At 75.2% G+C, this 10,784-nt stretch carries 9 protein-coding genes and 1 pseudogene; 6 read left to right on the top strand and 4 right to left on the bottom strand.

All coding sequences use genetic code 11. The features are described from left to right. Positions 1-320 precede the first annotated feature (320 nt). Complete coding sequence (ilvA, locus tag HCN52_RS16805; RefSeq protein ID WP_168089274.1) at positions 321-1,562, bottom strand: threonine ammonia-lyase; 1,242 nt, start codon at positions 1,560-1,562, stop codon at positions 321-323. A 297-nt stretch (positions 1,563-1,859) separates the two neighbouring features. Here ilvA and HCN52_RS16810 point away from each other — a divergent pair, with 297 nt between their 5' ends. Next, positions 1,860-2,360, top strand: coding sequence for a MarR family winged helix-turn-helix transcriptional regulator (locus HCN52_RS16810; protein ID WP_245175219.1), 501 nt, complete (start codon positions 1,860-1,862; stop codon positions 2,358-2,360). Positions 2,361-2,564: 204 nt separating this feature from the next. On the opposite strand, the gene HCN52_RS16815 is transcribed toward HCN52_RS16810, so the two are convergent. Further along, the gene (locus HCN52_RS16815) at positions 2,565-3,713 is read right to left on the bottom strand and encodes a cystathionine gamma-synthase (protein ID WP_168089276.1); all 1,149 of its coding nucleotides are present in this window, start codon (positions 3,711-3,713) and stop codon (positions 2,565-2,567) included. A gap of 208 nt (positions 3,714-3,921) precedes the next feature. Here HCN52_RS16815 and HCN52_RS16820 point away from each other — a divergent pair, with 208 nt between their 5' ends. The 4 genes and pseudogenes from HCN52_RS16820 to HCN52_RS16835 all read left to right on the top strand — a co-directional run bounded on the left by HCN52_RS16820 (position 3,922) and on the right by HCN52_RS16835 (position 7,951). Beyond that, positions 3,922-5,142 carry a hypothetical protein gene (locus HCN52_RS16820; RefSeq protein WP_168089277.1) on the top strand — a complete coding sequence of 407 codons (1,221 nt, stop codon included), beginning with the start codon at positions 3,922-3,924 and terminating at the stop codon, positions 5,140-5,142. A 24-nt stretch (positions 5,143-5,166) separates the two neighbouring features. Next, a complete protein-coding gene (msrA, locus tag HCN52_RS16825) occupies positions 5,167-5,829 on the top strand; it encodes a peptide-methionine (S)-S-oxide reductase MsrA (protein WP_168089278.1) in 663 nt (220 codons plus the stop codon). 113 nt (positions 5,830-5,942) lie between these two features. Further along, positions 5,943-6,864: pseudogene (locus HCN52_RS16830) on the top strand (phosphorothioated DNA-binding restriction endonuclease). 106 nt (positions 6,865-6,970) lie between these two features. Continuing rightward, a complete protein-coding gene (locus HCN52_RS16835) occupies positions 6,971-7,951 on the top strand; it encodes a bile acid:sodium symporter (RefSeq protein WP_168089279.1) in 981 nt (326 codons plus the stop codon). 55 nt (positions 7,952-8,006) lie between these two features. Here the strand turns inward: HCN52_RS16835 and HCN52_RS16840 are convergent, their stop codons facing one another. Continuing rightward, on the bottom strand, positions 8,007-8,318 hold the full coding sequence (locus HCN52_RS16840; protein ID WP_245175220.1) for a hypothetical protein: 312 nt from the start codon (positions 8,316-8,318) through the stop codon (positions 8,007-8,009). Positions 8,319-8,425: 107 nt separating this feature from the next. Between HCN52_RS16840 and HCN52_RS16845 the strand changes: the two genes are divergently transcribed. Next, on the top strand, positions 8,426-8,617 hold the full coding sequence (locus tag HCN52_RS16845) for a hypothetical protein (RefSeq protein WP_167933442.1): 192 nt from the start codon (positions 8,426-8,428) through the stop codon (positions 8,615-8,617). 172 nt (positions 8,618-8,789) lie between these two features. Here the strand turns inward: HCN52_RS16845 and hutH are convergent, their stop codons facing one another. Then, positions 8,790-10,358, bottom strand: coding sequence for a histidine ammonia-lyase (hutH, locus tag HCN52_RS16850; protein ID WP_168089281.1), 1,569 nt, complete (start codon positions 10,356-10,358; stop codon positions 8,790-8,792). Positions 10,359-10,784 lie beyond the last annotated feature (426 nt).

Below are 10,784 nucleotides of genomic sequence, written 5' to 3' on the forward strand. Positions count from 1 at the left end.
GTTCGCGGCCGTGGACGAGTACCTGACCGGCCGGGAGAACCTCCAGATGGTCGGCCGGCACGGCCGGCGCGGGTCGCCGACACCGCCGATCCGCCCCGGCCGGGGCGGTTCGAGCCCCGGGTGGACGGCGGGCGAGCCGGGGTTCCGACCGCACGCGCGGGCTCCGCTGCCTTTCAGGCTCACCCCGACGGGCCCGGGCCGCCACCCTAGAGCATCGCGATGTATCGCGATATGCCGAGCCGGGTTCAGGCCGCGGACCGCGCGTTTCCGGTCGGCCGGTGACGCTCGGCGCGAACAGGGACCGACCCGCCGGGCGAGGGTCAGTCGAGGACGGTGTACCCCGCCGACCGCAGCCCGCCGGCCACCTCGGCGCAGTGCTCCGGCCCCTGCGTCTCCAGCTGGAGCTCCACCTCCGCCTCCTCGATCCCGAGTCCCGGGTCGATCCGGACGTGGTTGACGGCCAGCACGTTGGCGTCGGCGCGCGACAGCTCCCCGAGCAGCGCGGCGAGCACCCCCGGGCGGTCCGGCAGCCGGAGCCGCAGCGACAGGTAGCGTCCGGCCGCCGCCATGCCGTGGCGCAGCGTCCGCTGGAGCACCAGCGGGTCCACGTTGCCGCCGGAGAGCAGCGCCACCACGGGGCCGCGGAAAGCGGCGGGCTCGCTGAGCAGGGCGGCGACGGAGGCGGCCCCGGCGGGCTCGACCACCATCTTCGCCCGCTCCAGGCAGAGCAGCAGAGCGCTGGAGAGCGCGTCCTCGGAGACGGTGCGGACCTCGTCGACCAGTTCGCCGATGATCTGGAACGGCACGTCGCCCGGGCGGCCCACCTTCATCCCGTCGGCCATGGTGGCGACCCGGTCCAGGGAGAGGGGCCGGCCCGCCGCGAGAGAGGGCGGGTAGGCGGCCGCGCCCTCCGCCTGCACGCCGACGATCCGCACGTCCGGGCGCAGCGACTTGATCGCCAGGGCGACGCCGGCCGCCAGGCCGCCGCCTCCGATGCCGACCACGACCGTCCGCACCTCGGGGCACTGCTCCAGGATCTCCAGCCCCACCGTGCCCTGCCCCGCGACGACGTCGGGGTGGTCGAAGGGGTGGATGAGGACCGCGCCGGTCTCCTCCGCGTACGCCTGCGCCGCCGCCAGCGTCTCGTCCACCACCTGGCCGTGGGTGCGCACCGTCGCGCCGTACTCGCGGGTCGCGGCGACCTTGGGCAGCGGCGCGCCGACCGGCATGAAGACCGTCGACGCCACGCCGAGGAGCGAGGCGGCCAGGGCCACCCCCTGCGCGTGGTTCCCCGCGCTCGCGGCCACCACGCCCCGGGCGCGCTCCTCGGCGGAGAGCCCGGCGATGCGGGTGTAGGCGCCCCGCAGTTTGAAGGAGCCGGTGCGCTGGAGGTTCTCGCACTTCATCTGCACCGGGCCACCGACCAGCCGGCTCAGGAACCGGCTGCCTTCCATCGCGGTGACGCGGGCGACACCCGACAGGGTCTTCTGAGCGTCCCGGACGTCTTCGAGCGTGGGGAGCGGGAGCACGGGAGGGTTGCCCCCGGGGAGGTTCGCAGCCATGGGCTCAGTTTCGCAGCAGGCCACGGCGGCGCACCGGGCGCCGGGCCCGGAAGGGGGCACGTGCGTTCGGACCCCGTAGACGCCGCCCGGACGGGCGCGGACGGGGACGGACCACCGACGGCCGGGGAGCGACCCGGGCAACCCGATGCGGGTGCCGGGCAAATACCGTTGTGCCATGGCGACTTCGCACCGCGGGACGCCTGTGCCCTCCACGGCACGCGCCGCGTACTCTGTGGCGCATCTCGCGCCACCCCCCACGCCTGACCCTTCACTCCATCAATGCCAGGTACCCCTCATATGACACCTGAAGTCGCAGAAGACATCGCTTCGCCGAACACGGTCGACCAACTGCTGGACGCACTCCAGCACGAGGTCGCGGTGTTCGCCCGTCGCGCCGAGCAGACCCGGCTCGGTGGCCTGGGTCCCGCCCGCAACTCCATGGACCGGGCGGCCTACCTCCTCCTCAGCAGGCTCGACCAGGCCGGACCCACCGGGGTCAAGTCCCTCGCCGCCGGCATGGGCATCGACTCCTCCACGGTCACCCGCCAGGTGGCACCGCTGGTGGACTCCGGGCTCGTCGACCGTGCCGCCGACCCCGACGACGGCCGGGCCGTCGTCCTCCGCCTCTCCGCCCGGGGCAGCGCCCGGCTGGCCGAGGTGCGCGCCTCCCGGCGCAAGCTGATAACCGCTCTCACCGACGGCTGGACCGATGAGGAGAGGGAGGTCTTCCACGGGCAGCTGATCCGCTTCAACGACGCCGTGGCGCGCTGGCAGAGCACGCCGGGCGCCCCACGCTGACGGCTTGACGGCCGCGGCCGCGCCGACCGCGCGACCGCACGGGCCGGGACCACCGAGGTGCCATCGCCCCCACCGGCGCGGGAGGGGCGGCACCGAGGACGGTACGGGGGAACGCAGGACACGACCACAGGCCGAGGGGCCGCCGGGAGAGATCCCGGCGGCCCCCCGCCGCTCTCCGGCCCGCGGCGGTCGGCCGCGGCGCCGTCAGCCGAGCGCTCGGGTGAGGTCCGCCAGCAGGTCGTCGACGGCCTCGATGCCGACGGAGAGCCGCACCAGGTCGGCGGGGACCTCCAGCGCGGAACCCGCGACCGACGCGTGCGTCATCCGGCCGGGGTGCTCGATCAGCGACTCCACGCCGCCCAGGGACTCCCCCAGGGTGAAGACCTCGGCGCGGTCGCAGACGGCGACCGCCGCCTCCTCGCCGGCGGTGACGCGGAAGGAGACCATGCCGCCGAAGTCCCGCATCTGCTTGGCGGCGACCTCGTGGCCCGGGTGGGACGGAAGCCCCGGGTAGTGGACCGCGCCGACCTTCGGGTGCGCCACCAGCATCTCCGCGATCCGGGCCGCGTTGGCGCAGTGGCGGTCCATCCGCACGGCGAGGGTCTTGATGCCGCGCATCACCAGCCACGCGTCGAACGGGCCGGCGATCGCACCCATCGCGTTCTGGTGGTAGGCCAGCTCCTCGCCCAGCGCCGAGTCGGCGACCACGAGGGCGCCGCCGACGACGTCCGAGTGACCGCCCATGTACTTGGTGGTGGAGTGCACCACCACGTCGGCGCCCAGGGCCAGCGGCTGCTGGAGGTAGGGGCTGGCGAAGGTGTTGTCGACCACCAGGCGCACCCCCGCGGAGCGGGTGATGTCGGCGAGCGCCGCGATGTCGCTGATGCCGAGCAGCGGGTTGGAGGGCGTCTCCACCCACACCATGCGGGTCTCGGGCCGCAGCGCGGACCGCACCGCCACCGGGTCGGAGGTGTCCGCCACCGACCAGGTCACGCCCCAGCGCTCCACCACCTTGGCGATCAGCCGGAAGGTGCCGCCGTAGGCGTCGTTCGGGATGACCAGGTGGTCGCCGGGGCTCAGCACGGTGCGCAGCAGGCAGTCCTCGGCGGCCAGCCCGGAGGCGAAGGCGAGACCGCGGCGGCCGCCCTCCAGCGCCGCGAGGTTCTCCTCCAGCGCGGTCCGGGTGGGGTTCGCGGAGCGGCTGTACTCGTAGCCGCCGCGCAGGCCGCCCACCCCGTCCTGCTTGTAGGTGGACACCTGGTGGATCGGGGGGACGACCGCCCCGGTCGCCGCGTCGGGCTCCTGCCCCGCGTGGATGGCCAGGGTCTCGAAGTGCTGGCTGCGCTCGTTCATGGGGACACCGTAATGCCGCGCGGGGCCCCGGCGTTCCGCCTCGGCGGACACGCACCGGAACGGGCGGCGGCGCACCGGCGCACTCCGCTGCTCGCGGGTAGCGGACCCGGGGCGGACCCGTGCCTTTAGGGTTGACAGGCCCCGGGAAGGGAGCTGCCGAGCGCCGCACCCGGACCTCATCGAACCTGTGAGCGAGGAGCTGCGCGCCATGGAAGCCTTGTGGCTGTTGATCGCCCTGACCGCCATCTTCGGCGTGGCCGTGCTGCCCGCGATCCGCCGGCGGCAGGAGCGGAGGGCCCTCGAACAGGCGGCTGAGACCGCGCAGGGCATGACCCGGCCGGCCGGCTCCGGCCGCTCCGAGCAGAAGTCCGGCGGGATCTCCCTCTCCAAGGAGGGCGACGCCGGCTCCGGCCGGAGCGGCGGCACCGTCTCCTCCGGCGGTCTGGTCGCCGTCGAGGACCTCGACCTGCGGCTGCCCGGCCCGGACCAGGAGCTGGTGGCCGCACTGGAGGAGGTGCAGCGCACCCAGGACTGGCGGCCCGCCGGCCGGCTGCTGGCGCTGACCGACGACCACGAGCAGCGCTGGCAGCGCGTGCAGTCGCTGGCGGGCGCCGCCGCCATGGAGCTGGCGCAGTGGCACGGGGAGCACGGCCCGGCCGCCGGGGAGCCCGGCCACCCGGACGCCCCGGCCGGCCTCGGCGCCCGCCGCGACGCCGGCTGGCTGCGCTCCTGGCGCGCGGAGGAGCCGTCCGACGCGGGCGGGGCACAGGTCTACGCCCAGTTCCTGGTCTGGCAGGCGATGTCCGACACCGGGTCCGCCGACAGCAGGATCATCCTGGAGGAGGCCCGCACCGCGGCGGCCGACGCGGCGCTGCTCGCCCCGGAGGACCCCACCCCGCACGTCACCGAGCTCTTCGTGGCGCGGGGGCTGAGCTACCGCAAGGCCGACTTCGAGCAGGTCTGGTCGCAGGTCACCCGCCGCAGCCGCGACCACATGGGCGCGCACCTCGCGGCGCTCAGCTACTGGTCGGAGAAGTGGCACGGCTCCAAGGACGAGGCGTACGGCTTCGCACAGAGCGCCGCCGGCGCCGCCCCGCCGCAGTCGCTGCTGCCCGCGCTGCCGCTGTTCGCGGTCTACGACCACCTGCCCGACGTCCAGCTCTCGCCGAGCATGTACTCCGGGGCGACCATCGGGGACGCCCTGGAGGCGGCCCGGTTCGCGCTGGGGAGCACCCGGCCCGACCATCCCGTCGTCCCGCACGTGCGGCACCTGCTGCTGTGGTTCCTCGTCCGTGCGGAGCGGTACGAGGAGGCCACGGAACAGGTGTGGGCCGTCGATGGTTATGTAGGTGCGCTGCCCTGGGTGAACAGCGGGAACCCGGCGCAGGAGTACGCGGCCTACCGGGCCGTGGCCATCGGACGCCGCTGAACCGACGCACGCTAGGAGATCGTCATGCTGTTCGGTTTGAAGGACCGGCTCCCCACCGCCGAGGAGGCCCTGCCCGGGCGCCCCGAGCCGACCTTCCGGGTGCCGGAGCGCCACACCGTCCTCGGCAACCCGCTCCAGGGCCCGTACCCCGAGGGCCTGGAGGTCGCCGACTTCGGGCTCGGCTGCTTCTGGGGCGCCGAGCGGAAGTTCTGGCAGACCGAGGGCGTCTGGACGACGCTGGTCGGCTACCAGGGCGGTATCACCCCGCATCCCACCTACGAGGAGAGCTGCACCGGCCGCACGGGGCACGCCGAGGTGGTCCGGGTCGTCTTCGACCCCGCGAAGGTCGGCTACGAGGAGCTCCTGCGGGTGTTCTGGGAGTCCCACGACCCGACGCAGGGCTACCGGCAGGGCAACGACCGGGGCACCGCCTACCGGTCCGTGGTCTTCACCCACTCCCCCGAGCAGGACGCGGCCGCGCGCGCCTCCCGCGAGACGTACCAGGCGGTGCTGGAGCGGGCGGGCCACGGCCGGATCACCACCGAGATCGGCTCGGCGGCGGACCACGTGTTCTACCCGGCCGAGGACTACCACCAGCAGTACCTCGACAAGAACCCCGGCGGCTACTGCGGCATCGGCGGCACCGGCGTCTCCTGCCCGATCGGGGTGGCGCCCGCCGACGGCTGACCCCCGCCTCCCACCGGCCCGCCCCCGGACGCCTCGCGTCCCCGGGGGCGGGCCGTCGCCGTCCCACCCGCCGCGCCCGGGAGCCTGTCGGCGGCGGCCGGCAGTGTCCCGGCATGGACTGGGGGCAGCGGGTGGGGACGATCCGGCAGTGGGCGCGCGGCGGGCGGCGGGCGCCGCACAAGCCGCTGCTGCTGCTCTACGCACTCGGCCGGTGGCAGCGGGAGCCCGACGCGGGGCTCCGCTACTCGGAGGTCGAACAGGACCTCGCGCTGCTGCTCGTCCGGTACGGCCCGCCGAGCCCCACCACCCCGGTGTACCCCTTCCACCACCTCCAGAGCGACGGGGTGTGGGAGGTCAGGACCGAGCACGGCGAGCGCAGCCCAGGCCCCACCGCCACGGCGCTGCGCGCCTCGGGCGCCACCGGCCGGCTCTCCCCGGGGCTGCGGGCGGCACTGGCGGCCGATCCGCCGCTGGCGGGCCGGCTCGCACGGCAGCTGCTGGTCACCCGCTTCCCGCCCTCGCTCCACCCGGACATCGCCGCCGACACCGGCCTGGCGCCCGGCTGGGAGGCCGACGCACCCCCGGGGCCGCCCGGCGGGACGGCGGCGGCAGCGGCAGGCAGGGGGCGCCGCTCCACCGAGCTGCGCCGCGAGGTGCTGACGGCCTACGAGTACCGCTGCGCGTTCTGCGGCTTCGACGGTGCGCCGGCGGGCCGGCCGGTGGCGCTGGAGGCGGCGCACGTGCGGTGGGTGGCGTTCGAGGGGACGGACACCCCGGACAACGCGCTCTGCCTCTGCTCGCTCCACCACAAGCTGCTGGACCTCGGCGTCATGGGGCTGGACGAGGAGGGCGCCATCACCGTCTCCCGCGCGTTCGTCGCCCGCGGCGACAGCGGCCGGCAGCAGGTGCTGGCGCTGGCGGGGCGCGGCGGTGGCTGCACCGCAGCCGGGCAGCCCGCGGGTGGCGCCCGGGTACGCGCGCCGGCACGCGGAGCAGGTCTTCCACGGCCGACCCCGCACCCCGCAGCCGGCCTGACCTCGGACACCCGGTGCCCGCGGGCCGGCCGTAGGGTCGTCGGGGCGGGCCGGCCGGTCCGCGACGGACAGGCGGCGGCGGTGGCCGCGGAAGGGGCCGGTGGGCGGTGACGCGGCTGACCGAATGGCTCGACCGGTTCCAGGTGGCGCTCTACGCCGCCGCCGTCGCGGTCGGTGCGGGGTGGGGCCTGCTGGCCCCGGGCACGGGAGCCGCGGCGGAGCCGGCGATCGCCCCGGTCCTGGTGGGCCTGCTGTACGTGACGTTCCTCCAGGTACCGGCGCGCGATCTGCTGCGGTCGCTGCGGGCGGGGCGCTTTCTCGGCGCGGCCCTGGTGGTGAACTTCGCCGTGGTGCCGCTGGTCGTGCTGGCGATGTTCCCGCTGCTCCCGGCGGACCCGGCGGTCCGGCTGGGAGTCCTGCTGGTCCTGCTCTGTCCGTGCGTGGACTACGTGATCGCGTTCTGCCGGCTCGCCGGGGCCGACGCGCGGCGGCTGCTGGCGGCGACACCGCTGCTGCTGGTCGCGCAGCTGGTGCTGCTCCCGGGTTTCCTGATGGTCTTCCTCGGCTCGGAGCTGGCGGAGGTGGTCGAGGCCGGGCCGTTCGTCGAGGCGTTCGCGACCTTCATCGTGGTGCCGCTGGCGCTGGCCTGGCTGACGCAGCTCTCCGCGCGGGTGCTGGCGCGGGTGGCGCCGGTTGCGGAGGCGCTGATGGTGCCGCTGATGGTGGGGACGCTGCTGCTCGTGGTGGCCTCGCAGGTACCGAAGCTCGACGGCGGGCCGGGGCGGGTGCTCGGGGTGGTGCCGTTCTTCGTGGTGTTCCTGGTGGTGATGGTCCTCGCGGGACGGCTGGTGGCCCGCGGCTTCCGGCTCTCCGTCCCGGACGGCCGGGCCGTGGTCTTCACCGGCGCGACCCGGAACGGCCTGGTGCTGCTGCCCCTGGCATTGGCGCTGCCGGACGAGCTGGCGGTGGTGGCGGTGGTGATGGTCGCCCAGACGCTGGTGGAGGTCGTCGGGATGGTGGTCTGCGTCCACGCGGTGCCCCGGCTGCTGCCGGAGCCGGCCGCGACCGCCGACGAACACGGCGGGTGACGATCCTCCGCCGCCCCGCACCCCGCGTCGGTGACACGGGGTCACCGACGCCGGCTCAGCGGTACCAGTCCACGTCGGGGTCGACCGCGGGCTCGCCACCGTCCTCGGCGGGTTCGCTGCTCCACGAGGCATGAACCAGTTCGACCCCGGGTAGGTCCCCGACCAGCGCGACCGGTTCCACCAGATAGGCGACCGCCTCGGCCGGCTCCTCGGCCACCGCGTCGCGCGCCGCCAGACGCTCGGCGTCCGGCATCAACTCGTCGGCGTCCACGCGCTGTCGGGCGACGGACGTGAGCCGCTCGGCATCGGCCACCTCCAGGACGAGCTCGACATGCAGCCGGACATATCGCGATTCATCTGCACTCATGGAGCGGAGCCTAGGCCCCAGCCCACGGGCCCCTTTCGTGCGACCCGCGGCGGGTCGTAACATCGCTGCGCACGCCGCCGGTTCGCACCACTTCCAGGAGTACTTCCGTGGCAGATCAACACCCGGCCGTCAGCCGTCGCCCCCTGGTCATGGGGGTGGTGGCGGGTTGCGTGCTCTGCGGGGTCTGGCTGCTGCCGTCGCCGCCCTCGGGTGACGAGGCGCAGCATCCGGCTTCCGACGCGGAGCTGAGTCAGCAGGACGAGATCCGCCCCGTCTCGACCATCGAGGGCACCCGCTGAGAGACCACCGGCGGCGCTACGGGGATGGGCGCCGCCGGTGGGAACCGCCCGGTCGGGTCGTCACCGGATGTCACCGGATGCGACCCGCACCGATCTCACGGGCCGTCATCCCGGTGCACCGGCCACCGGTCGCCGGTCACCCGTCGGCTGCCGCGGCTCTCGGAGCCCGCTCTCAGCGCAGCGGCCCGGTCACCGATTCCGCCGCGCGGACGAGGGAGCCGTCCCGGACGAACGCCTCCGCCGCGTCGAGGTCCGGCGTCAGGTAGCGGTCGGGCCCCGCGCCCGCCACCCCGGCGGCCCGGGCCGCGGTCACCACGGCCCGTCCGGCCGGCCCCGGTGCCAGCTCACGCGTGGCCGGCAGCGTCCCCCGCAGTTCCAGCGCGCGGGCGGCCGTGTACAGCTCGACGGCGACCACGCGGGTCAGGTTGTCGAGGGCGGTGCGCAGTTTCCGCGCCGCGGACCAGCCCATGGAGACGTGGTCCTCCTGCATCGCGGAGGAGGGGATGGAGTCCACGGAGGCGGGGGCGGCGAGGCGCTTCATCTCGCTGACCAGCGCAGCCTGGGTGTACTGGGCGATCATCAGGCCGGAGTCCACCCCGGGGTCGTCGGCGAGGAACGGCGGCAGGCCGTGGGAGCGGTGGCGGTCCAGCAGGCGGTCGGTCCGCCGTTCGGCGATCGAGGCCAGGTCGGCGGCGGCGATGGCGAGGAAGTCCAGCACGTAGGCGACGGGCGCCCCGTGGAAGTTGCCGTTGGACTCGACCCGTCCGCCGCCCCGGCCGTCCGGCAGGACGACGGGGTTGTCCACCGCTGCCGCCAGTTCCCGTTCGGCAACGGTGCGGGCGTGGGCGAGGGTGTCCCGCCCCGCGCCCGCCACCTGCGGCGCGCATCGCACCGAGTAGGCGTCCTGGACGCGCGGGGCGTCGTCCTGGTGGTGCCCGGTGAGGGCGGAGCCGTCGAGGACGCGGCGCATGTTGTCCGCGCTGGCGGCCTGGCCGGGGTGCGGCCGGACGGCGTGCAGGTCGGGGGCGAGGACGGCGTCGGTGCCGAGCAGTGCCTCCAGCGTCAGCGCGGCGGTGATGTCGGCGGCGGTGAGCAGCCGGCCGAAGTCCGCGAGCGCCATGGCCAGCATGCCGAGCATGCCGTCGGTGCCGTTGAGGAGGGCGAGCCCTTCCTTCTCGCGCAGCTCGACGGGGGCGAGACCGTGCTCGGCGAGCAGCTCGCCGGCCGGGCGGAGGCGGCCGTCGGGCCCCTCGGCCTCGCCCTCCCCCATGAGGGTGAGGGCGCAGTGGGAGAGCGGCGCGAGGTCGCCGGAGCAGCCGAGTGAGCCGTACTCCCGCACGGCCGGGGTGATGCCGGCGTTGAGCAGGTCGGCCATGGCGGTGGCGACCTCGGGCCGCACTCCGGTGTGGCCCGAGGCGAGGGTCTTCAGGCGCAGGAACACCAGGGCCCGGACGACTTCGCGCTCGACGCGGGGGCCCATGCCCGCGGCGTGCGAGCGGACGATGTTGCGCTGCAGGCGCGCCCGCAGATCGGGGCCGATGTGCCGGACGGCGAGCGCGCCGAAGCCGGTCGAGACGCCGTACACGGGCTCGGGCTTGGCGGCGAGGTCGTCGATGACGCGCCGGGCGGCGGCGAGCGCGGCCAGCGCGTCGGCGCCGACCTCGACCCGGGCGTCGCCGCGGGCGACGCGGGTGATGTCGTCCAGGGAGGTGCCGGTGGTTCCGACGACCACGGTATGCATAGCCATATTCAGCAGCGTACGTTCTGAATCAATGTTCGTCACGGGGGTGCCCAGGGCCACCGGTCGGGCGAATGCCCGTCCCGTGCGGCCGCACCCCCGTACGCGGCCGCGCGATGACTCCCGGCGAGGTCGGGGACCCAGGCGGGCGAGTCCGCCGCGCCCGGCACCACTCCGCCGGTCACCGGCACCCCGGGCCCGGTGACGCCGGGAACCGCCACCCACCACGAGCCGGAACCGCCGGCCAGCGGTCCCCGGACCACCACACCCCGCGCCGCGCGCACCCCGGTCCCCCCTCCCGCGGCGCCGGAGGTGCCCGGCGGTGCGACCGGATCGGAGAGTCGTCCCGTCGCGCCGGTTGCCCCGGCCGACCCGGCCCCCTCGGGCCGGTCGGGGGGCCCGGGCGCCGGGCATCGGTTCAGCTGTGCG

This window comes from Streptomyces bohaiensis (assembly GCF_012033785.1).
Taxonomy (GTDB): domain Bacteria; phylum Actinomycetota; class Actinomycetes; order Streptomycetales; family Streptomycetaceae; genus Streptomyces; species Streptomyces bohaiensis.

Excerpts from the sequence above, each read along its gene's own strand:
- HCN52_RS16815 (WP_168089276.1), bottom strand. The coding sequence starts at position 3,713 with ATGAACGAGCGCAGCCAGCACTTCGAGACCCTGGCCATCCACGCGGGG.
- ilvA (WP_168089274.1), bottom strand. The coding sequence starts at position 1,562 with ATGGCTGCGAACCTCCCCGGGGGCAACCCTCCCGTGCTCCCGCTCCCC.
- HCN52_RS16810 (WP_245175219.1), top strand. The coding sequence starts at position 1,860 with ATGACACCTGAAGTCGCAGAAGACATCGCTTCGCCGAACACGGTCGAC.
- HCN52_RS16820 (WP_168089277.1), top strand. The coding sequence starts at position 3,922 with ATGGAAGCCTTGTGGCTGTTGATCGCCCTGACCGCCATCTTCGGCGTG.
- HCN52_RS16840 (WP_245175220.1), bottom strand. The coding sequence starts at position 8,318 with ATGAGTGCAGATGAATCGCGATATGTCCGGCTGCATGTCGAGCTCGTC.
- hutH (WP_168089281.1), bottom strand. The coding sequence starts at position 10,358 with ATGCATACCGTGGTCGTCGGAACCACCGGCACCTCCCTGGACGACATC.
- msrA (WP_168089278.1), top strand. The coding sequence starts at position 5,167 with ATGCTGTTCGGTTTGAAGGACCGGCTCCCCACCGCCGAGGAGGCCCTG.